General features: G+C 71.5%; 24 protein-coding genes. 10 read left to right on the plus strand and 14 right to left on the minus strand.

Annotated elements, in window-relative coordinates:
- Nucleotides 1–14: 14 nt before the first annotated feature.
- Both AB0J93_RS08895 and AB0J93_RS08900 read left to right on the plus strand, forming a co-directional pair.
- Nucleotides 15–1,472, plus strand: a complete 1,458-nt coding sequence (locus AB0J93_RS08895; RefSeq protein WP_363919709.1) for a hypothetical protein — start codon at nucleotides 15–17, stop codon at nucleotides 1,470–1,472.
- Between the two features lie 135 nt (nucleotides 1,473–1,607).
- The gene (locus AB0J93_RS08900) at nucleotides 1,608–1,829 is read left to right on the plus strand and encodes a DUF2188 domain-containing protein (protein ID WP_363919711.1); all 222 of its coding nucleotides are present in this window, start codon (nucleotides 1,608–1,610) and stop codon (nucleotides 1,827–1,829) included.
- A gap of 176 nt (nucleotides 1,830–2,005) precedes the next feature.
- Here the strand turns inward: AB0J93_RS08900 and AB0J93_RS08905 are convergent, their stop codons facing one another.
- From AB0J93_RS08905 to AB0J93_RS08915, 3 genes are all read right to left on the minus strand, one after another.
- Nucleotides 2,006–2,827 (minus strand): MerR family transcriptional regulator, encoded by an 822-nt coding sequence (locus AB0J93_RS08905; RefSeq protein WP_363919713.1) that lies wholly within the window; start codon nucleotides 2,825–2,827, stop codon nucleotides 2,006–2,008.
- Nucleotides 2,828–2,895: 68 nt separating this feature from the next.
- A complete protein-coding gene (locus tag AB0J93_RS08910; protein WP_363919715.1) occupies nucleotides 2,896–4,506 on the minus strand; it encodes an asparagine synthase-related protein in 1,611 nt (536 codons plus the stop codon).
- A gap of 2 nt (nucleotides 4,507–4,508) precedes the next feature.
- Complete coding sequence (locus tag AB0J93_RS08915) at nucleotides 4,509–5,465, minus strand: DUF5715 family protein (protein WP_363919717.1); 957 nt, start codon at nucleotides 5,463–5,465, stop codon at nucleotides 4,509–4,511.
- Between the two features lie 232 nt (nucleotides 5,466–5,697).
- Here AB0J93_RS08915 and AB0J93_RS08920 point away from each other — a divergent pair, with 232 nt between their 5' ends.
- The gene (locus tag AB0J93_RS08920) at nucleotides 5,698–6,552 is read left to right on the plus strand and encodes an alpha/beta hydrolase (RefSeq protein ID WP_363919719.1); all 855 of its coding nucleotides are present in this window, start codon (nucleotides 5,698–5,700) and stop codon (nucleotides 6,550–6,552) included.
- A gap of 41 nt (nucleotides 6,553–6,593) precedes the next feature.
- Here AB0J93_RS08920 and AB0J93_RS08925 read toward each other — a convergent pair whose 3' ends face one another.
- Genes AB0J93_RS08925 through AB0J93_RS08935 form a run of 3 tightly spaced genes read right to left on the minus strand, consistent with a single transcriptional unit; the run spans nucleotide 6,594 to nucleotide 9,003 of the window.
- Complete coding sequence (locus AB0J93_RS08925; RefSeq protein WP_363919721.1) at nucleotides 6,594–7,187, minus strand: TetR family transcriptional regulator; 594 nt, start codon at nucleotides 7,185–7,187, stop codon at nucleotides 6,594–6,596.
- Nucleotides 7,188–7,243: 56 nt separating this feature from the next.
- Nucleotides 7,244–7,849: a response regulator transcription factor gene (locus AB0J93_RS08930; RefSeq protein ID WP_363919723.1), complete on the minus strand. Its 606-nt coding sequence runs from the start codon at nucleotides 7,847–7,849 to the stop codon at nucleotides 7,244–7,246.
- Entirely contained in the window at nucleotides 7,846–9,003 is a 1,158-nt protein-coding gene (locus tag AB0J93_RS08935; protein ID WP_363919725.1) for a histidine kinase, read from the minus strand. Before AB0J93_RS08935 ends, AB0J93_RS08930 begins: the two co-directional genes overlap by 4 nt.
- A gap of 134 nt (nucleotides 9,004–9,137) precedes the next feature.
- Between AB0J93_RS08935 and AB0J93_RS08940 the strand changes: the two genes are divergently transcribed.
- Nucleotides 9,138–10,034 carry a hypothetical protein gene (locus AB0J93_RS08940; RefSeq protein ID WP_363919727.1) on the plus strand — a complete coding sequence of 299 codons (897 nt, stop codon included), beginning with the start codon at nucleotides 9,138–9,140 and terminating at the stop codon, nucleotides 10,032–10,034.
- 98 nt (nucleotides 10,035–10,132) lie between these two features.
- A complete protein-coding gene (locus AB0J93_RS08945) occupies nucleotides 10,133–11,875 on the plus strand; it encodes a DEAD/DEAH box helicase (RefSeq protein ID WP_363919729.1) in 1,743 nt (580 codons plus the stop codon).
- An 11-nt stretch (nucleotides 11,876–11,886) separates the two neighbouring features.
- Here AB0J93_RS08945 and lon read toward each other — a convergent pair whose 3' ends face one another.
- The gene (gene lon / locus AB0J93_RS08950) at nucleotides 11,887–14,223 is read right to left on the minus strand and encodes an endopeptidase La (RefSeq protein ID WP_363919731.1); all 2,337 of its coding nucleotides are present in this window, start codon (nucleotides 14,221–14,223) and stop codon (nucleotides 11,887–11,889) included.
- A 276-nt stretch (nucleotides 14,224–14,499) separates the two neighbouring features.
- Between lon and AB0J93_RS08955 the strand changes: the two genes are divergently transcribed.
- Entirely contained in the window at nucleotides 14,500–14,847 is a 348-nt protein-coding gene (locus tag AB0J93_RS08955; protein WP_363919733.1) for an Lsr2 family protein, read from the plus strand.
- 149 nt (nucleotides 14,848–14,996) lie between these two features.
- Here AB0J93_RS08955 and AB0J93_RS08960 read toward each other — a convergent pair whose 3' ends face one another.
- Complete coding sequence (locus AB0J93_RS08960) at nucleotides 14,997–16,247, minus strand: hypothetical protein (RefSeq protein ID WP_363919735.1); 1,251 nt, start codon at nucleotides 16,245–16,247, stop codon at nucleotides 14,997–14,999.
- Between the two features lie 299 nt (nucleotides 16,248–16,546).
- Nucleotides 16,547–17,419 carry a DUF2726 domain-containing protein gene (locus AB0J93_RS08965; protein WP_363919737.1) on the minus strand — a complete coding sequence of 291 codons (873 nt, stop codon included), beginning with the start codon at nucleotides 17,417–17,419 and terminating at the stop codon, nucleotides 16,547–16,549.
- A gap of 203 nt (nucleotides 17,420–17,622) precedes the next feature.
- On the opposite strand from AB0J93_RS08965, the gene AB0J93_RS08970 reads away from it, so the two are divergent.
- The 3 genes from AB0J93_RS08970 (at nucleotide 17,623) to AB0J93_RS08980 (ending at nucleotide 19,626) form a co-directional block, all read left to right on the plus strand.
- Complete coding sequence (locus AB0J93_RS08970; protein WP_363919739.1) at nucleotides 17,623–18,348, plus strand: helical backbone metal receptor; 726 nt, start codon at nucleotides 17,623–17,625, stop codon at nucleotides 18,346–18,348.
- A gap of 165 nt (nucleotides 18,349–18,513) precedes the next feature.
- Nucleotides 18,514–19,083: a hypothetical protein gene (locus AB0J93_RS08975; RefSeq protein WP_363919741.1), complete on the plus strand. Its 570-nt coding sequence runs from the start codon at nucleotides 18,514–18,516 to the stop codon at nucleotides 19,081–19,083.
- A gap of 162 nt (nucleotides 19,084–19,245) precedes the next feature.
- Nucleotides 19,246–19,626: an FKBP-type peptidyl-prolyl cis-trans isomerase gene (locus AB0J93_RS08980; protein ID WP_363919743.1), complete on the plus strand. Its 381-nt coding sequence runs from the start codon at nucleotides 19,246–19,248 to the stop codon at nucleotides 19,624–19,626.
- 102 nt (nucleotides 19,627–19,728) lie between these two features.
- Here AB0J93_RS08980 and AB0J93_RS08985 read toward each other — a convergent pair whose 3' ends face one another.
- The 5 genes from AB0J93_RS08985 to pdhA all read right to left on the minus strand — a co-directional run bounded on the left by AB0J93_RS08985 (nucleotide 19,729) and on the right by pdhA (nucleotide 25,480).
- A complete protein-coding gene (locus AB0J93_RS08985) occupies nucleotides 19,729–20,076 on the minus strand; it encodes an anti-sigma factor antagonist (RefSeq protein ID WP_363919745.1) in 348 nt (115 codons plus the stop codon).
- A gap of 189 nt (nucleotides 20,077–20,265) precedes the next feature.
- Nucleotides 20,266–21,525: an Ig-like domain-containing protein gene (locus AB0J93_RS08990; RefSeq protein ID WP_363919747.1), complete on the minus strand. Its 1,260-nt coding sequence runs from the start codon at nucleotides 21,523–21,525 to the stop codon at nucleotides 20,266–20,268.
- A 339-nt stretch (nucleotides 21,526–21,864) separates the two neighbouring features.
- Complete coding sequence (locus AB0J93_RS08995) at nucleotides 21,865–23,301, minus strand: dihydrolipoamide acetyltransferase family protein (protein ID WP_363919749.1); 1,437 nt, start codon at nucleotides 23,299–23,301, stop codon at nucleotides 21,865–21,867.
- Complete coding sequence (locus AB0J93_RS09000; protein WP_363919751.1) at nucleotides 23,298–24,314, minus strand: alpha-ketoacid dehydrogenase subunit beta; 1,017 nt, start codon at nucleotides 24,312–24,314, stop codon at nucleotides 23,298–23,300. Before AB0J93_RS09000 ends, AB0J93_RS08995 begins: the two co-directional genes overlap by 4 nt.
- The gene (pdhA, locus tag AB0J93_RS09005; RefSeq protein WP_363919753.1) at nucleotides 24,314–25,480 is read right to left on the minus strand and encodes a pyruvate dehydrogenase (acetyl-transferring) E1 component subunit alpha; all 1,167 of its coding nucleotides are present in this window, start codon (nucleotides 25,478–25,480) and stop codon (nucleotides 24,314–24,316) included. Before pdhA ends, AB0J93_RS09000 begins: the two co-directional genes overlap by 1 nt.
- Before the next feature lie 104 nt (nucleotides 25,481–25,584).
- On the opposite strand from pdhA, the gene AB0J93_RS09010 reads away from it, so the two are divergent.
- Entirely contained in the window at nucleotides 25,585–26,091 is a 507-nt protein-coding gene (locus AB0J93_RS09010) for an Lrp/AsnC family transcriptional regulator (RefSeq protein WP_363919755.1), read from the plus strand.
- Nucleotides 26,092–26,093: the final 2 nt, after the last annotated feature.

The raw sequence follows: 26,093 nt of genomic DNA on the forward strand, positions 1-26,093 counted from the left end.
GAAGGGCGTCGCCGATGGTCGGATTGACCCTGCCACGGGGGCGGCAACTGCGTATCGTCAGTGTGGCCGCCACCGGGCTCCTCCTCGCCAGCATCGCCGTTGCCTCACCCGGCAACGCGCAGACCGTCTCCGCCGCGGCCAGCGAGTCCGCCGCAGCCGTCGAGGCACCGCTCGGTGTCGACGAGATCGCCAGCAGCCCCAACCTCAAACTGATCGCCAACCTGCCGAAGCAGGCGCCGTTCAACACCACCGCGGCGCTCGGCACCGACATCGCCTTCCAGGGCAGGTACGCCTTCGTCGGCAACTACGACGGCTTCGTCATCTACGACGTCGCCAAGCCGAGCCAGCCGAAGATCGTCTCGCAGGTGCTCTGCCCGGGCGCGCAGAACGACGTCTCCGTCTACGGTGACCTGCTCTTCCTGTCGACGGACGCGTCCCGCAACGACGACTCGTGCAGCAGCACCTCCCAGTCCGCCACGATCAAGGAATCGTGGGAGGGCATCAAGATCTTCGACATCAAGCACAAGGCCAGCCCGCGGTACATCAAGGCGGTCGAGACGGCCTGCGGCTCGCACACCCACACGCTGGTACCGGCGAAGGACAAGAAATCGGTCTACCTGTACGTCTCGTCGTACAGCCCGAACGCCGCCTTCCCGGACTGCCAGCCGCCGCACGACTCGATAAGCATCGTCAAGGTGCCGCTGAAGAAGCCGACGGACGCGGCCGTCGTCGCCACGCCGAACCTCTTCCCCGACGGTGGCTACGAGGGTCGTAGCGGTGGCTCGGCGACCTCGGGCTGCCACGACATCACCGCGTACCCGACGAAGGACCTCGCCGCCGGTGCCTGCATGGGTGACGGGGTGCTGCTGGACATCAGCAAGCGGGAGGCGCCGCGGGTGCTGCACACCGTGCGGGACACCACCAACTTCGCGTTCTGGCACTCGGCCACCTTCAACAACCGCGGCACCAAGGTCGTCTTCACCGACGAGCTGGGCGGGGGCGGCGGCGCCACCTGCAACGAGACCGTGGGCCCGGAGCGCGGCGCCAACGCCATCTACGACATCACCGGTCGGGGCGACAAGCGCAAGCTGGAGTTCCGCAGCTACTACAAGATCCCCCGGACCAACGGCGACACCGAGAACTGCGTGGCCCACAACGGCTCGCTCATCCCGGTCCTCGGCAAGGACATCATGGTCCAGGCCTGGTACCAGGGCGGCGTCTCGGTGTGGGACTTCACCAACTCCCGCAAGCCGAAGGAGATCGGCTACTGGGAGCGCGGCCCGCTGTCGGACAGCCAGCTCATCGTGGGCGGCTCCTGGTCGGCCTACTACTACAACGGGCACATCTACTCCTCCGACATCCAGAAGGGGCTTGACGTGCTCGCGCTCAACGACTGGCGGACGTGGACGGCCAAGCTGGCCCACTTCCGCGAGTTGAACGTCCAGACCCAGCCCAGCTACCTGAGCTGGTAGGTCCAACGCACCGATCCGGCCCGGTCGCCCCCGTACGGGGTGGCCGGGCCCGATCGCGTTGACAGTCGCATCGGTTGTCGCGTTTCCTCCCGCCTGTCCCGGGTACCTCGTCCGTCACGCAGGAAGGGGTGTGAGATGACGCGCAACGAGTACCACGTGGTGCCCGACGGCGCCGGCTGGAAGGTCGAGCAGGGCAACACCGTCGTCGGGACGTACGACACCAAGCAGCGGGCGGTCGAGGCCGGACGCGAGACGGCACACGGCAACGAGCCCAGTCAGCTCGTGGTGCACACGGCCGACGGGAAGATCGAGACCGAGTACACCTACCGGGACGACCCGTACCCGCCCGCCGGCTGAACGGGCCACACCAGCGGCGGCCTGCCGACACCATCCACCCCGGGTGCTGTCGGCAGGCCGCCGTCGTCACGGCTCCACTGTCGCCGGTGGCCGGGCGCGTGCTCGGCACCGTCGCCGCCGTCGGTGCCCTGCTGCTCACCGGCCGGCCTACGGCCAGCCGCCGCCGGCCGTCCAGTTCAGACCCGGCGCACCGGTAGCTGCAACTCGGTGACCCCCTTGTCGGCCTCCTCCGGCCAGTACTCCACGTAGAGCTCGCGAGCGTAGCCGTCGGTGCGCCAGTCGTTCTCCTCGATCCACCGAGCCAGCACCTGCAGGCTCCGGTCGGCCGTGTCCATCGGGCCGTGGTGGATCGTCGTCGCCGCCGTGATCGCCGGCAGTTCCACCACGGCGATGCCGCCGGCCGCCGCCCGGCCGCCCTCGATACCCACCCCGGCGTGTACGACGACGCCTTCCCCGTCGGCGGCCTGGTCGTACCAGGCCACCGCCGGGCCGGACGGGTTGACCCCGGCGGCCTCCAGCCGGCGGAACAGCTCCGGGTAGAGCGGCGTCAGCACCGGACCGATGTCCGCGGCGTCGTAGCTGCGGGCAACGGCACTCAGCTCCGCGACCCGGATCGGCGGCACCTGCTTGAGCACGACATCCTGGCTGGTCATCCGACCCTCCGTTTCGATCATGCGGAGCCTCGCTTCGACGCTGGACAGGCGGGCGGTGTCCGCCGCCAACTGAGCCGCCAACTGGGCCCGACGCAGCCGCAGCATGCCCCGCAGCTCGACCAGATCGACAGCCTCGTCCAGGATCGCCCGCACCTGGGCCAGGGTCAGGCCGAGGTCCTTCAGAGCGATCACCCGGTTGAGCCGACCCAGTTGGGCGGCGGTGTAGTAGCGGTAGCCGCTGTGCGGGTCGACGGCGGCCGGCGGGAGCAGCCCGATGCTGTCGTAGTGCCGCAGCATCCGTACCGACACCCGGCCCAGGCTGGCGAAGTCTCCGATGGTTAACATGGCTCCTCCACGGTGGGCGCTGACACCGTGTCAGAGTCAATCCTGGGCCACCGGGGAGCGGCAACGACTCAGCCGGGCAGTGGGGCCTCGTCGCCGCGGTTGCGGCGTGGGGACACCAGCCGGCGCATGATCGGGGTGGCATTCCACTTCGCCGCGCCGACCAGGTCGCGGGCGTGTTCGAGGACCGTGTAGTCGGGTCTCGCCCGGCCGGCGGCGAGCGCGGCGTCCAGGTCGTTGCCACAACGCATAAGCACGCTGTCGAAGTCGCGGCGAACCGGCTCCAGCAGGTGGTAGCCGAACGAGCGGTGCAGGCGGGCGAAGAGTGGCTTGTACAACCGGGCCCGCTCGTGCAGCCCGGAGGAGTACGACATGGGGTTCTTCGGCCGGCGCCGGATGTAGTCGGGCAGCATGTCGGCGAAGGCCCGGCGGACGATCCACTTCTCCTGGCCGTCGCGCAGTTTCAACTCGATCGGCACCCGCATCGCCAGCTCGACCAGCGCGAGGTCGAGGAAGGGCACCCGGGCCTCGACGCCGAAGGCCATGCTGGTCCGGTCGACCCGCTGCAGCTCGGTCCGGCACAGGTTGCGAATCTTGTGCAGGAAGAGTCTCCGGGACGCCTCCGGACCGACCTCGTGGTACATGGGGTAGCCGCCGAACAGTTCGTCCGAGCCGTCGCCGGTGAGTACCACCTTGACGCCCAACTCCCGCAGCCGCCGGAAGATCGGCACGGAGACGATCGCGTTGATGATGTCCCCGTACTCGGTCAGCTCGGAGATCCGGATCGCCTCCCGTACGTCGGCGAGCCGGATGTCGCGCGGGCGCAGCTCCACCACCTCGTGTGCCACGCCGAGGTCCCTGGCCAACCGCCGGGCGTACGCCAGGTCCGGGCTCTCCGGCACCCCGACGGTGATGGCGACACAGTCCGGGTGCAGCTGAGCCGTGTGCAGCAGCGCCAGCGAGCTGTCCAGTCCGCCGGAGAGCACCACGCCCACCGTCAGGTCGGTGTCCAACCGCACCCGGAGGCTGTCGGTGAGGGCGGCACGGACGAGCAGGGCGGCCTCGTCCGGGTCCGCCACCACCGGCCGGCCCGCACCAAGGGCGAGCAGGTCCACGTACGGCCGCAGCTGGGGGCGGCCGTCGACGTCGGCCCAACCGTGGTGCCCCGGCGGCACCTCGGCCACCGGCGCGCCCAACCGGACCAGCGCCTTGACCTCGCTGGCGAGGTGCAGGCATCCCGGCGTCCGCGCCCAGTACAGGGGCTTCACGCCGAGCGGGTCCCGGGCCAGGTACGCGCGCCCGGTGGCCCGCTCCACCACGACGAAGGCGTACTCGCCACGCAACCGGGTCACCACCTGCTCGCCCCAGTGCTCGAACGCGGCGAGCACCACCTCGGTGTCGCTGGCGCTGCGGAACCGGTGGCCGAGGGCGGTCAGCTCGGCCCGCAGTTCGTGGTGGTTGAAGACCTCGCCGTTGTAGCAGAGCAGCCAGCGCTCGTCGGCGGAGACCCAGGGCTGCACCGCGCGCTCGCGGTCCACCACCCGCAGCCGCCGGGTTCCGGCGAGCAGACCGTTCTCGTGCCGGGTCTCGGTCACCTCGCCCCGTGGCGCGAGTGTGCCGAGCATCCGCCGGAAGATCGCCGGGTCCGCCTCCGGGCCGATGCTGAGCATGATCCCGCACATGGTCAGATCCCCATTTCGGCTTCGTACGCCCGGCGCAGCCGCAGCGTCGCGGACGGCGCGAGGCAGATGTGCCACGCCTGACCCTCGTCCACCACGTTGATCTCGCCTGCCCGCTGCCGGCTCAGCAGCAGCCCGGCCAGCGTGTCCCGGACCCCGAAGCGGCGGTACCAGGCCATCTCCACGTCCACCGCCCAGCCCAGGCAGTGGCCGCTGGGCACCATCGCGGCGTACCCGAGGCGCCGCAACCGGTACTGGTGTTCGGCGCTGCGGACCAGGCTGGTCACCCACAGTGGCGGGGTGCCCGCCGGGGTGGCGGCGGCGAACTCGCGACCGATGTCGTTGAGCAGGGCGATCACCTCACGGCGGGCCCGGCGGAACAGCAACCCGGCGGTATGCGGGGTGGCGTCGGGCAGCATCCGGCGGCGCAGCGCGCGTACGCCCCGGCCGACGACCGTGCGGGGCTGCTCGGTGTACTGGAAGCGCAGCAGCCCTCGCCGCCGCAGCCACTCCAGGTCGACCAGTTCGGCGCTGTGGTTGACCTCCGCGTCGGTGAGGAACGTGGCGGCGTCGCGCCACCACATCACGTCGATGCGGGACAGCAGGTAGATGCGCACCAGCGCGGCCAGGTCAGCGGCGGAACTGCGTTCGTTCGGCTGGTACCGGGCCATCTCCAGCAGCAGCGTCTCGCGGGCTCCGATCAGACCCTGGGAGGTGGCGTCGAGTACCTGCATGATGGCCGGTTCCCGGAGCCGCTGGTCGATCAGCACCTGTCGAGCCTTCGCGCTACCCACCCCGGCGAGGGCGCTCACCTCGACCAGCAGTTCGGCCACGGCGTCGCGGTAGGCCACCAGGTCGGGCGGGGCCGCGGTGAGCGGGCGCACGGTGCCCGGTGGGCGTCGACGGGCCGGGGTGACGGGGAGACCGGGTCGGTGTCCCGGGCTTCGGCTGGGCACTCGCATGATCGGTCCTCTCTAGCCGCCGCAACGGTCGCCTGTGACAGAACGTAATGACACCGATCCGGATGAGTACGAGTAATACTCCCGTATCCCCCTAAGGCGTGGCAGACCTCGTACACAGGCGCGCGTCGCCCCTGCGGCACACAGACCGGGCATGGCCGACAGACAACTGCATGTACCATTCGGTACATGCACCGTGCCGCGTAGGTGCGGTCGATGGACGGGAGGGACGTCGATGCCGACCATCAGCCTGACCGCAGGGACGATCGACTACACCGACACCGGCGGTGACGGGCCGGTCCTGGTGCTGCTGCACGGTGTGAACATGGACGCGAGCCTGTGGCGTCGGGTGGTCGCCGAAGTCGCTCCGACGGTGCGCTGTATCTGCCCTACCCTGCCGCTCGGCAGCCACCGGCGACCGATGGATCGGCCGGAACTGGTCACCCACCGGGGCGTCGCCGCGCTCGTGGGGGAACTGCTCGACGCACTGGACCTGCGCGAGGTGACCCTGGTCGCCAACGACTGGGGTGGCGTCCAGTTCCTCGTGGCCGACGGTCCGACCGACCGGATCGCCGGTCTGGCGCTGGTCGCCTGCGAGGCGTTCGGCAACTTCCCGCCCGGAAAGCCGGGCAAGGCGGTGGCGATGAGCGCGCGAGTTCCCGGTGTGCTGTGGCTGTCGATGCAACTTCAACGGTTCGGCTGGTTCCGGCGTGCCCCCGGCGCCTGGGGATGGATGAGCAAGTACCCGATCCCCGGCGAGGTGATGGACGCCTGGTTCCGACCGGCGCAGCAGGACCGGGCGATCCGACGGGACCTGCGCACCTTCGCGCTGTCCACTCCGTCAAAGGCGGAACTGCGGGCCCTGCCGAGCCGGCTGGCGTCATTCGACCGCCCGGTCCTCGTGGCCTGGGCCCGCGAGGACAAGCTCATGCCCCCGTCGCACGGGCCCCGGCTGGCGGCGCTGTTTCCCCGGGGCCGGCTGGTCGAGATCGACGACAGCTACACCCTGGTGCCCGAGGACCAGCCCCGGCGGCTCGCGGCGGAGCTCGTCCGGTTCGTCACGACCGAGGTGCGCGGCCCGCGCCCCTGAGCCCCGCCCGCTGGCCCGGACGCACCGCACGCGCCGCCGGGTCACCGCCGTTGCGGAGCGTCACCCGCTCGGCTGGTCGGCCGCGTGGAATCCAGAAAGGCCGCCATGGTGGCGTCGGCTGTCGCCCGGTCGCCGGTGAGCGCCAACTCGAACAGGACGCCCCGGGTCATCGCCATCGCCATCCGCGCCTGGGTCCGTGCCTGCGCTGGCGGGTGCCCCACCCCCTCGAAGAACGAGCCGAGCCGGTCGGTCCAGACGGTGATCCAGGTGCGCAACGCACTGGCCCACGCGTGCCCCTGCATCGCCGCCGCCGACATCTCGAAGAACAGCGGCGCGAACGCCCGGTCGTCGGCGAGCCGGACCCAGAAACGCCAGGCACCGTCGTAGGGGTCGTCAACCGCCTCCTGCAGCAGCGATTCGAGCAACTCCTGCTGGGCCCGCCAGACGGCCTCGACCATCGCGGTGAGCAGCCCCTCGCGGGAGCCGAAATGGTAGATCAGCATCCGATGGCTGGTGCCGATCTCCGCCGCGAGCGTACGCAGGCTGGTGTCGCCGACGCCGTTGACGGCGAAGTACGCGATCACCCGCCGCAGGAGAGCCTCCTGCGGGCCGCCGGCCGGCACGGTGACTGTCACCACCCGATGCTAGGTCAGGGTCGATCCACTTTCCTGCACCAGTACCGGCGGGCGGATCACAACCAGCCGTTGTCCCGCGCGATCCGCAGCGCCTCCGCCCGACTTCCCGCGTCGAGCTTCTGCACCGCCAGCGCCAGGTAGTTGCGCACCGTCCCCGGCGACAGGTGTGCCCGGCGGGCGATCGCGGCGACCGGTGCGTCGTCGCCGGAGAGCCGCAGCGTCTCCAGTTCACGCGGGGTCAGCGGGCAGGGCGGGATGGTGAGCGCATCGGCAGCGAGGGCCGGGTCCACGTACCGGCCACCCGCGTGCACCCGGCGGATCACGTCGGCGAGCGCACCGCCCGGCGCACCCTTGGGCAGGTAGCCGCGGGCGCCCGCGCCGAGCGCGCGGGTCAGGTGCGCCGGCCGGCCCTGGCCGGTGAGGATGACCACGGCACATGCCGGTAGCGCCCGGGCGAGCTCGGCGGCGACCTGGAACCCGTCCCGTCGGGGCATGGTCAGATCGATCACCGCCACGTCGGGTCGATGGGCGAGAGCGGCGGTCACCGCCTCCTCGCCGTCGGCCGCCTGGGCGACGACCGACAGATCCTCCTCGAGATCGAGCAGCGCGGCGAGAGCGGTACGGATCAACTCCTCGTCGTCGGCCAGCAGGACGCGGATCATACGACGGTCGGTACGGTCGCCTCGACGGTGAACACACCGTCTGCGCAGCGGGTACGCACCTGCCCACCGGCACCGGCCAGCCGGTCGGCCAGCCCGCGGAGTCCATGGCTGTGCCGGTCGGGCTCCGCCGTGTCGGGCACCCCGTCGTTGGTCACGATCATCCGCGTCACCTGCTCCTCCTGAGTGAACTCGATCCGGCACCAGCCTGCCCGGCTGTGTCTGAGCACATTGGTGCCGGCCTCCCGAAGCACCGCCGCGAGCTGGGTCGCCACCTCCGGCGGCAGCTCACCGTCGGGCGGTGCGACGGTGCACCGCACCCCGGACGAGCGCAGCACCTGCGCCACGGCGGTGAGCTGTTCGGTCAGGTCGATCCGACGGTAACCGTGCACCGTCCTCCGCAGCTCGGTCAGTGCGGTGGCGGCCAACCGTTGCGCCTCGCCCGCCGCCCGGCCCGCGCGCACCGGGTCGTCCGACGCGAGCCGGGCGGCCAGCTCGGACTTGAGGGCGATCACGGTCAGATGATGTCCGAGCAGGTCGTGCACGTCGGCGGCGAAGCGCAACCGCTCCTGCGCGGCGACCAGCCGGGCCTGCGCAGCCCGTCCCTGTTCGGCCTGCACCAGCAGCCGCCAGAACCACACCTGGAAGCCGTTCACCAGCGCGATGCCGACGCCGACAGATCCGGTGAGCAGCACCGACCGGCCGACGGACATGCCGGTGAGCGCAGCCACCGCCCCGGACACCGCAACGGTGACAAGCGCCGCCGGCATCACCGACCGTAACGGTGCGAGCAACGGGAGCCCACCGACGACCGTCGCGCCGAGCCAGGCCCACGTGGGCCACGCGGCACCGGCGACCGGCGCGACGAGCGGCACGCTGAGCACCGCCACCGAGGCGTAACCGGCCAGCAACCACCGGCGCAGCCGGGCGGGCGGTGCCGGGGTGACCGCCGCGTACAGCGCCACCGCCAGCACCAGCGCGAACGCGGACAGCCCCACCGTGCCCGCCACCGCCCGCCAGGCGTCCGGTTCCCGGGTCAGCCCGACCGCCGGTAGGAGCAGGGTGGCGGCCATGCCCGAGGTGAGAGACACCAGGGTCGCGGCCCGGGCGCGGGACAGTGTCCGCCCGCTGCCCGCAACCAACGCGTCGGTCACCACGGTCGACAGGGTAGAGCGCGCCGCCGCAGCAGTGGACCCGCCGGTCTGCCCGGGCCGGCCGGGCGTTTCACCCGGCCGACCGGTGACCGCTGGGGGATGGTTCCCCCCGCGCGGCGGCCACCAGGCTCGGTGACATGGCAGAGCTGAGAACCGCCGTGACATCCATCCCTGATCCCACGTCTTCCGGTGCCACGACGGCCAGCGAGCCGGCCGGGCCGGGTCGGGTCGGGCGACTCCGGCCGCTGGCCCGGCAACTGCTGGAGATGGTGCTGGCCATGGTGGCCGGCATGCTGGTGCTCGGTCCGGCGCGAGCCGCCCTGGGTACGACGCTCGGGCTGGCCCCGGCCTCGCCGGGCGTCGGTGCGCTGCTCTTGGCCACCGACATGAGCATCGGCATGGCCGCCTGGATGGTGTACCGAGGGCACTCCTTCGCGGCGATCGGCGAGATGGTGCTGGCCATGTACGCGCCGGTCCTGCTCCTGCTGGTCGGCTACCGGGCCGGACTGCTCGACGCGAATCTCCTGCTGGTCGGCGCCCACCTGTTGATGGTGCCGGCGATGGCGGCGGCGATGCTACGACGACCCACCGAGTACGTCCGCCACCCGGGCAACCGGCCTGCCGTTCGGCGTCCGCTGGTACGGGCGCTGGCGCATCGCTGGCCGGCTGGGTTGGCGTTGCTGGTGACCGCCGACAGCTGGACCTCGCCAGCCCTGCTGGGCGCGTACACGCTGCTGATCCTGCCGCTGGGTTACCTGGTGATCGGGACGGTCCGCCGGCAGTGGGGCGTACCCGGCAACCTGCGGCTCCAGCTCACCGGCCTGGCCGGCTGGTCCGCCCTGGCCCTGGTCGCCGTGCTGGCGGGCGGCACCGTGGGGCACTGGCTCGTGGCGCTCGGTTGGCTGGCCCATGCCGGGTGGGACCTGCTCCATCACCGCAGCCGACGGGTGGTGCCGCGAGCCTACGCCGAGTGTTGCATCGTCATCGACGCCGTGTTGGGCATCACCATCATGCTGGCGCTGCTCACCGGGTGACGGAACCGGGCGGGTGTGCGGGATTGCCGTCGGCGACCCCGCGCACAAGTCGGGTGGTCGCCGCAGCGGACCGCTTGGCGTGATGAAAGGCTTGACCCATGAGTTCCACGCCCGTATCGCCCGACCCGTCCACCGAGCCGCCCGCCTTCACGGACCTCGGCCTACGACCCGAACTGCTCGCCGCGCTCGCCGCACTCGGGTACGAGGAGCCCACGCCGATCCAGCGGGAGGCGATCCCGCCGCTGCTGGCCGGCCGGGACCTGCTCGGGCAGGCGGCGACGGGCACGGGCAAGACGGCGGCGTTCGCCCTGCCGCTGTTGCAGCGGATGCCCGACGACCGGGCGGGTGACGACCCGCACGCGCTGGTGCTGGTGCCGACCCGGGAACTCGCGGTGCAGGTCTCCGAGGCGTTCCACCGCTACGGCAAGGACCTCGGTGCGCGGGTGCTGCCGATCTACGGTGGGCAGCCGATCGGTCGGCAGTTGCGGGCACTGGACGCCGGCATCGACGTCGTCGTGGCCACCCCCGGCCGCGCCCTGGACCACATCGCCCGGGGCACGTTGCGGCTGGGCAACCTCGCCAGCGTGGTGCTGGACGAGGCTGACGAGATGCTCGACATGGGCTTCGCCGAGGACATCGAGGCGATCCTGGAACACACCCCGGAGCAGCGACAGACGCTGCTCTTCTCCGCCACCATGCCGGCGCGTATCGACGGGATGGCCCGAGCGCACCTGACCGACCCGGTGCGCATCCTGATCGCCCGCGAGCAGCCGGTGGCCGGCGAGGCACCCCGGGTTCGGCAGAGCGCGTACCTGGTGGCGCGGGCACACAAGCCAGCGGCGCTGGGGCGCGTTCTTGACGTCGAGTCGCCTACCGCGGCGATCGTGTTCTGCCGCAGCCGGGAGGAGGTCGACCGGCTCACCGAGACGATGAACGGTCGCGGTTACCGGGCCGAGGCACTGCACGGCGGCATGAGCCAGGAGCAGCGGGACCGGGTGATGGGGCGGCTGCGCGCCGGCACCGCGGACCTGCTGGTCGCCACCGACGTGGCGGCCCGTGGGCTGGACGTCGAGCAGCTCAGCCACGTGGTCAACTTCGACGTGCCGTCGGCGCCTGAGTCGTACGTGCACCGCATCGGTCGGGTGGGCCGCGCCGGTCGGGAGGGCGTGGCGATCACCCTGGCCGAGCCCCGGGAACACCGGATGCTCAAGACCATCGAGCGGGTCACCGGGCAGCGGATCACGATCGACAAGATCCCCACGGTCGCCGACCTACGGACCCGTCGGCTGGAGCTGACCCAGGCCGCGTTGCGGGAAAGCCTGCTGGAGGACGATCTCGACCCGTTCCGGGTGATCGTCGAGACGCTCAGCGACGAGTTCGACCTGATGGAGGTGGCGCTCGCCGCGGTGAAGCTGGCCCACGAGGCGACGCTGCCCGGTTCCGACGAGGCCGAGGAGGAGATTCCGCAGGTCGCGGTCCGCCCACCTCGGGAGGGCCGGTCGACGGGGTACGAGGGCCGGGGTGAGCGCCGGCCGGCGCGGCCCCGCACCGCCGGCACCACCCAGGTCTTCATCGGGGTGGGCCGGCGGGCCGGGGTGCGCCCGCAGGATCTGGTGGGCGCGATCACCGGGGAGACCGGGGTCCGGGGCCGGGACATCGGCTCGATCGAGATCGCCGATCGCTTCTCCCTGGTCGAGGTGCCTGTCGCCGTCGCCGACGAGATCATCGCCGGGCTGCGCGGCAGCACCATCAAGGGCCGCAAGGCCACCGTCCGCCGTGACCGCGAAGGACGTCCCGGAGAGGGCCGCTTCGACGGCGGCGACCGCCGCGACCGCCGCTGAGGTGTCACCCCTCAGGCGGCGGTGACCCGCTGACCGCCCAGGGCCGCCGGGTCGATCTCAGCCGGGCGCAGCGCCAGGGCGAGCACGTCGGCGACGTCGGCCAGGGTGTGTACGGTCAGCGCCTCGCGGACCTCGGTCGGCAGGTCGTCCAGGTCCGGTTCGTTGCGGGCCGGGATGATCACCTCGGTCAGTCCGGCCCGGTGGGCGGCGAGCAGCTTCTGCTTCACGCCGCCGATGGGCAGCACCCGCCCGGAGAGGGTCACCTCGCCGGTCATCCCGAACTCGGGGCGTACCGGCCGGCCGCTGGCCAGCGACGCCAGGGCGGTGACCATCGTGATGCCGGCGCTGGGCCCGTCCTTGGGCACCGCACCCGCCGGGACGTGCAGGTGGATCCGCCGTCCGGCGAGGGCGTTCGGGTCCAGGCCGAGGCGACGGCCGTTGGCGCGCAGGTAGGACAGGGCGATGTGCGCCGACTCCTTCATCACGTCGCCGAGCTGGCCGGTGAGGGTCAGCCCAGGCTCGCCGTCCATGCTGGTCGCCTCGATGAACAACACGTCTCCCCCGGCACCGGTGACCGCCAGTCCGGTGGCCACGCCCGGTGTCGCGGTGCGTTCCGCCGATTCCGGCGTGTGCTTCGGCCGGCCGAGGTAGCGGACCAGGTCGTCGGCGCCGACGCGGGCGGGCGTCGGGTCGTCGGCCAGGGTGACGGCCACCTTCCGCATGATCTTCGCCAGGGCACGTTCCAGCTGCCGTACGCCGGCCTCGCGGGTGTACTCCCCGGCGATCCGCGCCAACGCCGCAGCGTCCACGTCGACCTCGTCGGCGGTCAGCCCGGCCCGCTCCCGCTGACGCGGCAGCAGGTGGTCGCGGGCGATGGCCACCTTCTCGTCCTCGGTGTACCCGTCCAGAGTGACCAGTTCCATCCGGTCCAGCAGCGGCCCGGGGATGGCCTCCACCACGTTGGCGGTGGCCAGGAACAGCACATCGGACAGGTCGAGGTCGACCTCCAGGTAGTGGTCCCGGAAGGTGTGGTTCTGAGCCGGGTCGAGCACCTCCAGCAGGGCCGCGGCCGGGTCGCCGGCGTATCCCACGGAGACCTTGTCCACCTCGTCGAGCAGCACCACGGGGTTCATCGAGCCTGCCTCGCGCAGCGCCCGGACGATCCGGCCGGGCAGCGCCCCCACGTAGGTACGGCGGTGTCCCCGGATCTCGGCCTCGTCACGAATGCCGCCGAGGGAGACCCGGACGAACGTCCGGCCGAGGGCCTGGGCGACCGACTCGCCGAGGCTGGTCTTGCCGACGCCGGGCGGGCCCGCGAGGGCCAGTACGGCACCGGAGCCGCGACCGCCGACCACTCCGAGGTCACGTTCGGCGCGCCGGTTGCGCACCGCCAGGTACTCCAGGATGCGGTCCTTGACGTCGGCCAGGCCGGCGTGGTCGGCGTCGAGCACGGCCCGCGCCGCGGCCAGGTCCGTGTTGTCCTCGGTACGCGTGCTCCACGGCATCTCCAGCACCGTGTCCAGCCAGGTACGGATCCAACCCGCCTCCGGCGAGGCGTCGCTGGCCCGCTCCAGCTTGCCGACCTCCCGCAGCGCCGCCTCGCGTACCTTCTCGGGCAGGTCGGCGGCCTCGACGCGGGCCCGGTAGTCGGCCGAGCCGTCCGGGGCGTCCTCGCCGAGTTCCTTGCGGATCGCGGCGAGTTGCTGACGCAGCAGGAACTCCCGCTGCGACTTCTCCAGCCCCTCCCGGACGTCGGAGTTGATCTGCTCGGTGACCTCCTGCTCGGCCAGGTGGTCCTTGACCCAGCCGACGAGCAGTTCCAGCCGGGCCGTGACGTCCGGCGCGGCCAGCAGTTCGGTCTTCTGCCCCAGGCTGAGCCAGGGCGCGTAGCCGGCCGAGTCGGCCAGCTCGGAGAGGTCGGTCATCCGTTCCATCGCGTCGATGACCTGCCACGCACCCCGCTGCTGGAGCACGGAGGTCATCAACGCGCGGTACTCGCGGGCGAGTTCACGGGCCCGGCCGGCGGGGTCGGGTTCGTCGATTTCGGTCGCCTCGACCCAGAGCGCGGCGCCGGGGCCGGGTACACCTGAGCCGATGCGGGCACGGGAGAGGCCCCGGATGACGGCGGCGGGCTCGCCGCTGGGCAGCCGCCCCACCTTCTCGATCGTGGCGATCGCGCCGACGGAGCCGTACTCGCCGTCCAAACGGGGCACGGCGAGCAGCTTGCGGTCGCCGGTGGCACGAGCCGCGTCGACCGCGGCCTGGGTGGTCGGGTCGAGGGTCACCGGGATGGCCATGCCGGGCAGTAGTACGGCGTCGGTCAGTGGAAGTACCGGAAGAGTTGCCATCGAACACCTGCTATCGCATTGAGTTGAGCGTGTCTGGCTCAAGTCGCATCGGGTCCCGGTTGTTCCTCCGTGTGACCCAGCACACGGAGCGCCAACCCGCGCGTGACACTTCCACCGTCCATCGGGTCGACCGTGCCCACGTCGAGCAGATCCGAAATCGGGGATTTCGATGCCACGCAAAACGCGAACCGCCGCATGGCGCGCTTTTGTTGCGCAATTGGCGGACGATCAGTCAAACTTTGAGCACACCCCGTCAGACACAGGGAGTAATCGACGATGGCCAAACAAGTAATCACGGTGCTGACTGACGACCTCGACGGCGGAAAGGCCGACCGTACGGTCGAGTTCAGCCTGGATGGCGTGGCGTACACCATCGACGTTTCCGACGAGAACGCGGGTGTCCTGCGCAAGGCGTTGGATCCGTTTATCGATGCCGGCCGCCGCCTCGGCCGTGGTGCTGCCGACACGGGCCGTAACCCACGTCGTAGCATCGGTTCGGGCACGCCGGGAATGAACCGCGAGCAAAACCGTGCCGTCCGCGAATGGGCGGTCCGGAACGGCTACAAGATTTCCGAGCGGGGTCGCATCCCGGTCGAGGTGGTGGAGGCGTACAAGAACCGTTGAACAGCGGGAATGTCGCCCTGGCGCGGTTGGGCCCCCCTGGGCTCGGGTCACGGCAGGATTGCACCGGTTTTCGACATGCAGCGGGGCCGCCCGGAATCTTCCGGACGGCCCCGCCGTTCGATCTCAGCCCACGGGCTCAGCTCTCGGCGTCAGTTGACCTGGATGCGCACCGCGTCGAAGGCGGGGGTCTGGTTGGCCCGCTCCGACATCGGGATGCGGTGCGAACCGTCTCCGGCCCAGACCGCGCACTGTGCGGTACCGGAGTCCGGCAGGCCCGGAACCTGGATGGTGACCTCGTCCGGCTGGGCACCGCCGCCGCCGTCCTCGGTGGCGACGAAGAAGGCCGGCACCGGGTCAGGCGCAGGAGCCTCGTTCGTGTTGTTAAGCATCCGGCAGGCGGTGTGGAAGTGACCACGGGTCAGGCCCTGCCCGTTGAGCAGCGAGCTCTCCAGGTAGTAGCCGCCCTGCCCGGCCGGGAGGAACCGGTCCCGGACCAGGTTGCGGGTGCTGACCCGGATCGAGAAGCCCTCGTTGCGGTTGATCTGCTGCGGGAAGTCGGTGATCAGCAGCGACGGGTTGTTGGCCGCGGCACCGACCTCGCCGAAGGCGGTGCTGATGCAACGGTTGCCGTTCTGGAAACCGTCGTGACGCTGCAGCTGGCTGTTGTCACAGTTGTTCGCCAGCACGTCGAGGCCGTTGTTGTTGCCGCCGTCGTTGTTGCCGCCGTCGTCGTTCCCACCGTCGTTGCCGCCGTCGCCGCCACCGTTGTTGTTGTCGACCGGCTGCACCTGGCAGGTGGCGAGGTTGGTGAGACCGCGCGGCCGGGGGCCGAAGCGGTCGATGGCGATCGTGATCCGGCCGAGGGTCGCTCGACGCTTGCTGGCCAGCGGGTTGAGAATGGCGTTACGGATGAACCCCTGGCCGCGGTCGCCCTCTGCGGCGAGCCGCTCGTCCGCCTCGGTGATCTGGGTCTGCAACGCGTTCAGGTTACGGTCCACCTCGGCGCGGGCCCGGTCGGGCACCTGCGGGAGCCGGCTGACCACGTCCGGGCAGGCCACCGCGAGAGCACCGGTGGTCGCGCCGTCGGTGCCGTTGCGAGTCTCCTGACACTCCTCGACGGTCTGCTGCCCGTCGCCCCAGTGGTTGACCACCCAGCGGCCGTTCTGCCAGGTGCGGGTCGTGGTGGCGCCGCGAGCGGCCGGCGCGGTGGCGCCGGGGCTGGGTGCGACACATTCGGCTGCCACCGGTCGCTGCTGCTGGTTTGACCGTCGGTCACCGGCCGACGAGATCTGGGTCACGGCGACGACGCCGCCGAAGACAGCGAGCGTGGCGCCAACGGCCAGAAGTCGCTTGGTCCGCGCGTTACCGGTTGGTCGGCGCGACCGGGTTGACCTGCGCATCGAATTGCTCTCCTTCTCGATCCGGTTCCTGATTCGTGACTCGACGGACCGAACGGAATCTTGGTGGCACGCTCGACGGGGACCGCCTGAACGCACCGGTGGCACGTCGACAAACGACGATGCCCTTTCCGCACCGTCTGCCGCACCGGCCGGTGCGGGTTGGGGAGATCCTGTCCATTCGCGGTGAGGTACGGGTCCGCTCCGACGGCGGTTCAAAGGCCGCCAACTTTTTTTCGATGTTTCTTTCCGCGCCCGGCCGGTCACCGTCCGCCTTCGGCCGACCGACGCTCAGGATGCGGTCACTGCTGGCAGAGATGGTCGTAGGCGAAATCGCCGACGAGTTCGTCGCGACGATCCCGTAGCCGCCGAATGTCGGCCAGCAGATTCCCGAGTGGCACCAGCGACGGCGCGCCGGACTCGATCATCCGCAGCCGCTCGCCGATCGCGAGGACGGCCAGGTCCTCGGCGAGCCGGGCGGGTTCGACGCCACAGGAGATGCCGTACGCCTGCACGGTCACCCGCTCCACCAGCACCTCGCCCGGACGCACCTCGGCCCAACTCCAGCCCTCGGCCGGCCCCTGCGTCCAACGCACGTGCAAGCCACGCAGGATGGGGTCGGTCAACCGACGCGCCACGTACGCCTCCACCGCTTCGGCGCGGGCGAGCGCGCCGAGGTCGTTGACCGCACCCTCACGTCCGTCGGGCAGCCGGCCGACGATGTCCCGGAACCCGACGTCCGTGGCGTCCGAGCCGGCGGCACCGGCGGCGTACCGACGGGCGTCGACGAGGTACGCGACGATCCGCGGCCCGTGTCCGGCGGTACGCAGGGTGTCGGAGACGATCCGCAGCAGCGGCAGCCCGATCGCGGCGGCGACGGCTTCCGTGGTCCGCTCGGCCCGCCTGGCGGTGGCGTCGGTCGGCGGTGACCGGAACTCGACGGCGAACTCGGGCCGTCCGGTCGCCGCCGTGCAGACCACATGGTCGAACAGCGTTCGGCTGGCCGTGTTCCACTGGCTGGCCGTGAGACCAGGTGGCCGGCGCCGGACGATCTCGCCCAGGCGCAGCCCGGCGTGCACCCGCTGCTCCGCCCGGATCAGCACGGCGCCCCGCCCGGCCCCCTCCGGCACCTGCGACAGCCCGCGATCGTGGTCACCGGTCATCGTCGTACCCATGAATCCTCTTCAACCTCTCTCGCCGGCCGGCAGCGGCCGCAAAGGCCGGACAACGGTGCGCGGGCAGCTCGACAAGGCTCTCCTCCCGCCGGCCGACCGAGTCTAGGATGACGATCATGCCGGCGGCTTCCCCGGCGGGCGGTCGGTGACCGGACGGTGGTCGACAGCGGGCCATCCAGCGCCCGGGCCGAGGAGGTGGACGGGTGCGGGTGGTGTCCCTGGTGCCGTCGCTGACCGAGGCGGTGGCGACGACCCTGCCCGGGTTGCTGGTCGGTGCCACCGACTGGTGCACCCACCCGGCGGACCTGGACGTGCCACGGGTGGGCGGCACCAAGTACCCGGACCTGGACCGGATCCGCGATCTCCGTCCCGACCTCGTCCTGCTCAACGTCGAGGAGAACCGACGGGCGGACGCCACCGCCCTGGCCGCGGCGGGCGTACCGATCCGGGTGACCTATCCGCGCACCGTGGACGGTGCGCTGACCGAGCTGGCCGACCTGCTTCGCGACCTGGGATCGGCAGCGGAACCGCACTGGCTCACGGAGGCCCGTCGAGCCTGGGCAGCGCTACCGGGAACGCCGGTCCGCCGACGCGCGGTGGTGCCGGTCTGGCGACGACCCTGGGTGGTGCTCGGCGCCGACGCGTTCGCCGGGGATCTGCTGCACCGGCTCGGCATCGCCAACCCGTACGCCGAGCAGCCGGAGCGGTATCCACGACCGAGCCTGCGGCAGCTGCGGGACCAGGCACCGGAACTCATCGTGCTGCCGGACGAACCGTACCGCTTCACCCGGGACGACGGGCCCGAGGCGTTTCCCGGCATTCCCTGCGCCCTGGTGTCCGGTCGGCACCTGACCTGGTACGGCCCGTCGTTGGCCGAGGCTCCCGCACTGCTGGCTGCCCAACTCGCCGACCTGTACGTCGCCCACTGACCGCTGCGGTGGCGGGTCGTCCAGGGCCGGCACCGGTCGCGGGTCCCGGTGAACACGGGTCGAAGGTCCCGGCCGGCAACGGCCCGCCGGCCCTGATCTCCGGGTGCTTCCCGGGCGTCCAATAGAAGTGCCACCGGGACACGCGGTGCGAAGCAGAGAAGGGACGTGGACATGATGACCGCGATGATCGAGCGGAACACCGCCGCCAAGACCCCGGTGGCCGAGACCAACCAGGAGCAGAACCTCCGCACCCGGGCCACCCGCTACCTGCTCGCCGGGCTCCGCCTGGCGCTCGGTTGGGTTTTCCTCTGGGCCTTCCTGGACAAGGTGTTCGGCCTGGGGTTCGCCACCGAGGCGAAGAACGCCTGGATCAACGGGGGCAGCCCGACCAAGGGCTTCCTCAGCTTCGGTGCCGCCGGCCCGTTCCAGGGCTTCTACAACGGAATCGCCGGAGCCGTCTGGGCCGACTGGCTCTTCATGATCGGCTTGGCCGCCATCGGTACCGCACTGCTGCTCGGCATCGGGGTGCGCGTCGCCGCCGCGGCCGGCGGTCTGCTGCTGGTGCTGATGTGGACGGCGGTCCTGCCCCCGGAGAACAACCCCTTCATGGACGACCACCTCGTCTACGCCGGTGTGCTGGCCCTGCTCGCGGTGACCAATGCCGGTGACACCTGGGGCCTCGGCCGCACCTGGGCCCGGCTGCCGATCGTGCAGCGGTTCGGCTGGCTCCGCTGACCTCGATCACCTCCCCCGCGGCGGGCGTCACCTACCGGTGGCGCCCGCCGCACCGCGTCCGCCCGGCCCGGCCACGGGTGGCCCGCACCGGTCCGCGGGGTGCCGGGCCGTAGCATCCGGCAGGATTGTGCTGACCGGAACCGACGCACCAGGAGAATCCGCATGAACCAGGCAGCGAGCAAGCCCGAGATCGGCCCGATCGAGGGCGCCCCGCCGGCCGACCTCGTGATCGAGGACATCACCGTGGGCGACGGCCCCGAGGCCCAGCCCGGGCAGGTGGCCCGGGTGCACTACGTCGGGGTGTCGCACTCCACCGGCGCGGAGTTCGACGCCTCCTGGAACCGGGGCGAGCCGTTCGACTTCCCGCTCGGCGGCGGACGGGTCATCGCCGGCTGGGACCAGGGCGTGGTGGGGATGCGCGTCGGCGGCCGGCGTCGGCTGACCATCCCGCCGCACCTCGGGTACGGCAGCCGAGGCGCCGGTGGCGTCATCAAGCCCAACGAGACCCTGGTCTTCGTGGTCGATCTGCTCGGCGTCCGCTGACCGCACGCGTCCGGCGCCGGCCCCGTGCCCGGCGCCGGACGCGTCGTCGGGACCCCGCACCGGGTGCGCCACCCGGGCGGGCGGCATACCGGCGCCGACCGGTCACGCCGCGGCGAGCACCCGCTCCGACGCCGCGACGACCGGGATGACCCGCCCCAGGCCGGTGGCCCGCAGCACCCGCTCCACCAGGGGCGGCGGGTCGACCAGCACCAGGTTGCCGCCCTGGGACCGCACCCAGAGCCGGGCCGCGACCAGTGTGCGGACCCCGGCCGCGGAGAGCAGTCGAACCCCGGAAAGATCCACCCGCAGCTCGGTGCGGGCGGGGGCCGCCCAGAGAGCGGCGCGGAACGCCGCGACCGTGGCGATGTCGATCACACCGACCACGCGAACGCACACCGCGTCATCGGACACGCTGGTCTCGACGTGGAACCGTTCCTCGCGCTCTCGCATACGACGAACCTATCCCCCGCCACCGACACTTCCACCCTGCTGGAAGGCGGTTCCGGGTAAGCCCAGGGCATGACCCGTAGGCCGATCGGGTCCACCCTAGGGACGATCCCCGCCCCTGGGTGACCACCGTCGGGACCGCCTCGGAGCGCCGGGCCGACCCACGGCGGGCGGCCCGGCGCGTACGCCCGGTCAGCCGCCGCTCGCCGACGGCTGCGGTTCGGGCGAACCTCCGGCGACCGCCCCCGGGTCCGGCGCCTGGGTGGGCGTGGGCCGCAGACCGGCCGGCACCGGCAGTGCGCTGCCCTTGGCGAACTGCTCCCAGCTGACGTTCCACGCCGTCCAGCCGTTGCCCTCGTCGAGCTCGACCTCGGTGCCCTTGACGGTGACCAGGTCGCCGACCTGGGTGATGCTCATCAACCAGTCCGCGTTGGCCGCGGACAGGTTGGTGCATCCGTGCGACACGTTGGTGTACCCCTGATCCCCCTCCGACCAGGGTGCGCCGTGGATGAACTCACCACCCCAGGTGAGTCGCTGCGCGTCGGAGACGTCGACCACGTACGGATCGGCCGAGCCTCGCGTGTCGAACGTGGTGAACTCGTGCTTCTCCATGATCACCATCTTGCCGCTGGAGGTGGGCGTGCTCGGCTTGCCGAGGCTGACCGGCAGCTTGCGCAGCAACTTGCCGTCCCGGATCACCGACATCTGCTTGCTCGCGTTGTCGATCTCCAACTCGACCTGCCGACCGATCTTCGAGGTGGCCCGCCGGTCGGTGTCACCGACATGCTCCTTGCCGATCGGCAGGCCCTCCAGCGCGGAACGGACCTTGATCGTCGTACCCGGCCGCCAGAAATCGGGCGCTCGGTAATAGACCTGACTGCCGTCGGCCACCCAGGACCAGGTGCCCGGCTGAGGCGGATCCGTTTTCACGAACAAACGGCGCTGCACATCCGCCCGCGCCTCTTTGGGAATTGGCGGGTCGAACGCGACGGTTACCGGCATGGCCGTTCCGTACGTCCGATCACCGGCAAAATACAATGTGCTGACAATGGCTGGTTTGGATGATTTGGGCTGCGTCGTGAAGGTCGTCCTGCGGGTGACCGTCTTCCCGGAGTTGCCGGTCGCGGTGACCTCCGCGGTGTACGTCCGCTTCGGCTCCAGTGTCCGGCTCGGCACCCACCCGGTGCCGTCCTCACGCGGCTCGGCCGCGACGGTCACGCCCTTGTCGTCGGTGATCCGCACGGTGGTCACCCGCCCGTGCTTGACCGACGTGCCGATCTCCCCGGTGACGGGCACGTCCCGGGTCCCCTCGGCCGGCGTCACGGACAGTTCCGGGTTGGCTCGCGCCTCGGTGGGTTGCCCGGCCCGGCGATCGCTGGTGCACGCGCCCAGCGCCAGCGGTGCCGCTGCGACACTCACCGCCAACAGCGTCAGTCGCCGCCTCAACATCATGATGCGTCCCCCCGTTATCGCCGCTTCCTCCGCCACATTCTCCCTAGCTCGGCACCGACGTTTTCGCGGTTTCGGCAAAGAGCAGGGACATTGCATGGAGAACCTTTTCCGTAATCGCACTCAGGCGAACGGAAAATGCCAGCGAAGACGATACGGGCGATACTCGGCCGCCTGTAGCGCTATGTCCGGCGCCGTACCACTGATCCGGCCCGCGTCCGCGCGCCGGCGGCCAGCGTCGATCCGATCCGGCCGCCGCTCATGCTTGGCGCGCGGTGGATCGCGGGTTCGCCGTCCCGTCCGAGAGCCGGGACGGCGAACCCGCTCGATCGGTCTGGGCCGTCAGACCGTGGCGATCAGCAGCGCCGGCTGCTCGACACAGTCCGCCACGTGCCGCAGGAACCCGCCGGCCACGCCGCCGTCGCAGACCCGGTGGTCGAAGGTGAGGCTCAGCTGCGTCACCTTCCGGACCGCGAGCTGGCCGTCGACGACCCACGGCCTGTCCACGATGCGGCCGATGCCGAGCAACGCGGCCTCCGGATGATTGATGATCGGGGTCGAGCCGTCGACGCCGAACACCCCGTAGTTGTTCAACGTGAAGGTTCCCCCGGTCAGCCGGGTCGGCGGCAGTTCGCCCGCCCGGGCCGCAGCGGTGGTGGCCGCGAGTTCGGTCGCGAGTTCGGTGGTGGTGAGCCGCTCGGCGTCCCGCAGCACCGGCACCACCAGTCCCCGGTCGGTCTGGGCGGCGATACCCAGGTGCACCCCGGCGGACTGCACGATCCGCTGCCCCTCGGTGTCGACCCGCGCGTTGAGCTGCGGGTAGCGGCGCAGCCCGGACAGACAGATCCGCGCGAGCAGGGCCAGGATGCTCACCGGACGGTCCGGGCGGGCGGAGTTGATCGCGGCCCGGGTCTCCAGCAGGCCGGTGGCGTCGGCGTCGACCCAGATGGTCACCTCGGGGATCTCCCGCCGGCTGCGCGACAGCTTGTCCGCGATGGTCCGGCGGATACCGGTCAACGGGATGACCAGATCCTCGGCACCGACCGGGGCCGGGTCACCGTGCGCCGGGTGTTGCGCCGTCGTCGCCGGCCGGTCCGACACCGCGGTGAGCCGGGCAGTCACGCCGACCGGGCCTCCGGTGACGTCGCGGGCCGCCGCCTCCACATCGGCCCGCCGGACCACACCGCCGGGGCCGCTGCCGCGCACCGTCGCCAGGTCCACCCCACGCTCGCGGGCCAACCGCCGCACGATCGGCGAGATGACCAGGGGCTGCGCTGCCCCGGACGGGCCGGGCTCCCGGTCGGCCGGCCCCGGTGGCCGACCAGGACCGGACGGTGTCACCGCCGGACCGGGCGGGACCGCCGGGGCGACACTCACTTCCGGTGCGTGCGTGACCGCAGCGAGCCGAGGCCGCCTGCGGCGGCGGGAACCACCGTGGCCGGTGCCGTACCCGATCAGGACGTTGCCGGAGCCGGCCCGCTCCTCCTCACGGTAGACCGCGTGGCCGGTCGGCTCGTTGCCGTCGGCGCGCCCGCTGACCGGCTCGGCGACGGTGATCAGGGGCTGGCCCACCGGGCGTACCTCACCCTCGACGCCGTGCAGGGCGACGACCCGACCGGCGTACGGGCAGGGCACGTCGACGACCGCCTTGGCGGTCTCGACCTCGACCACGGTCTGGTCCACGCTTACCGTGTCGCCGACCGCGACCCGCCACTGCACGATCTCCGCCTCGGCGAGACCTTCACCGAGGTCGGGCAGGAGGAAAACCTTCTCGGTCATGCCGCACTGCTCTCGGTCAGCCAACGCTGGTCGGGCTGGTCGTCCCACTGCAACCGGGCCACCGCGTCGAGTACCCGGTCGACCGAGGGCAGGTGGATGTGCTCCAGCATCGGCGCCGGGTACGGGATGTCCAGCCCGGAGACCCGCAGCACCGGGGCGTGCAGCGCGTGGAAGCACCGTTCCTGTACCCGGGCGGCGATCTCCGCACCGACCCCGGCGAAGCCCTGCGCCTCCTGCACCACCACGCATCGCCCGGTGCGCCGCACCGAGGCGGCGATGGTGGCGTCGTCGAACGGCACGATGGTGCGTACGTCGACCACCTCCAGGTCCCACCCCTCGTCACGGGCGGCCTCGGCGGCCTCCAGCGCGACCGGGACCGCCGGTCCGTACGCGACCAGGGTGGCGTCGCGTCCGGGCCGGCGCACGACCGCCCGACCGAACGGCTCGGTCCGCGTCGGCAGCGCGGTCTCGGCACCGGCGAAGTAGAGCTTCTTCGGCTCCATGAACACCACCGGGTCGGGATCGTCGATCGCCTCCCGCAGCAGCGAGTACGCGTCGTCGACGGTCGCCGGGGTGACCACCTTCAGGCCCGGGGTGTGCGCGTAGTACGCCTCGGAGGAGTCGCAGTGGTGTTCCACGCCGCCGATCCCACCGGCGTAGGGCACCCGGATCACCATCGGCACGCTCAGCGCGCCCCGGGTGCGGTTGCGCAGCTTCGCCACGTGCGAGGCGATCTGCTCGAACGCCGGGTACGCGAACGCGTCGAACTGCATCTCGACCACCGGCCGCAGCCCGGACATGGCCAGCCCAACGGCGAACCCGACGATGCCGGCCTCCGCGAGGGGGGTGTCGAAGCAGCGCTTGTCGCCGAAGCGGGCCTGTAGTCCGTCGGTGATCCGGAAGACGCCGCCGAGTTGGCCGACGTCCTCGCCGAAGACGAGCACCCGCTCGTCTTCGAGCATCGCGTCGGCGAGCGCGGCATTGAGCGCCTTCGCCATGGTCATGGTGGCCATCAGGCGTCCTCCTCCGCTGCCGCGGCCAGTTCGGCGCGTACCTGCTCCCGCTGCTCCACCAACTGCGCGGTGGGTTCGGCGTAGACGTGCTCGAAGAGGCTGAGCGGGTCGACCGTGGGTTGGGTGTGCATCCGTTCCCGCAGTTGGGCCGCGTACGTCTCGGCCTGCTCGGCGATCTCGGCGACGGCCGCGTCGTCGAGCACGTCCCGGCCACGCAGGTAGGTCTCCAGCCGGACCAGCGGATCGCGGTCGCGCCACGCCTCGACCTCGTCGGCGTCGCGGTAGCGCGAGGCGTCGTCGGCGTTGGTGTGCGGCTCCATCCGGTAGGTGTGCGCCTCGACCAGGTACGGTCCCTTGCCGGCGCGGGCGTGCGCGACCGCGCGGGTGAGCACGGCGAGCACGGCCACCGGGTCGTTGCCGTCGACCTGCTCGCTGGGGACGCCGTAGCCGACGCCCTTGTAGGCCAGCGCCGGGGCGGCGGTCTGCCGGGACAGCGGGACGCTGATGGCATACCGGTTGTTCTGCACGAAGTACACGACCGGGGCCTTGAACACGGCGGCGAAGTTGACTCCCTCGTGGAAGTCGCCCTCGCTTGTGGCACCGTCGCCGATGTAGACCAGGGCCACCGTGTCGCGCCCCTGGTACGACTCGCCGTAGGCCAGTCCGGCGGCGTGCACGCACTGGGTGGCCAGCGGGGTGCACTGCGGCGCGGTGCGGCGCTGCGCCGGGTCGTACCCGCAGTGCCAGTCGCCACGCAGCAGCGTGAGCACCTCGACCGGGTCGATGCCGCGGGCGGTCAACGCCATCGACTCCCGGTAGGTGGGGAAGACCCAGTCGTCGTCGCGTAGTGCCAGGACACCGCCGACCTGGCAGGCCTCCTGGCCCCGGGAGGACGGGTAGACGGCCAGCCGACCCTGCTTGGTCAGCGCGGTGGCCTGCGCGTCGAAACGCCGGCCGACGACCATCCGCCGGTACATCTCGCGCAGCGCCTCGACGGGCGGTTCGGGGTAGTCCGCGCGGGCCAGCAGCAGGGTGCCGTCCGGGTTGAGCAGCCGGACCGGTTCGGTCCGGGGCAGCAGGCCGGCGGCGGGATCGGGCGCGGTCGGGGTGGCCGGCCGCCGCTTGCGCGGAGATGCCCTGCGGGCCGCCTGGGGGGTGGTGGTCACGGCGGAACCTCCTGGACGTGTGGTGGCCCTATGCTCCTGCTGTCGGATGATTGACTCAAGATGCCCGGTGAACGCGGGATGAATGGCACCCGGAGGAGGCCACGATGAGCCAGGAGGCCGCCGAGGAGGCGGACCGGCGGGGCGGAACGGGACGTTCGGCCGTCGCCCTCGACGAGGTGGACCGGCGCATCCTCGACGAGCTGAGCCGGGACGGTCGGCTCTCCATTCGGACGCTCGCCGAACGGGTGCACGTCTCGCGCACCAACGCGTACGCCCGGGTGGAGCGGCTGTTGCGCGACGGGGTGATCACCGGTTTCTCCGCGCGGGTCGCCCCGGAGGCGGCCGGCCTGGGCACCTCGGCGTACATCGCGCTGACGATCAGGCAGAACACCTGGCGGGAGGTGTCGGCGGAGCTGGCCCGGGTGCGCTATGTCGAACACGTGGCGCTGCTCAGCGGTGAGCACGACGTGCTCGCCCTGGTCCGGGCGCCGGACAACGCCACCCTGCGGGACGTGGTGCTGGACCGGGTGCAGCGCATCGCCGGGGTGCTCGCCACCCGCAGCTGGCTGGTCTTCGAGGAGTACGACGGGGTGCGGAGCCCGTGGGGGTGACC

It is taken from the genome of Micromonospora sp. NPDC049374 (assembly GCF_040677165.1).
Lineage (GTDB): Bacteria > Actinomycetota > Actinomycetes > Mycobacteriales > Micromonosporaceae > Micromonospora.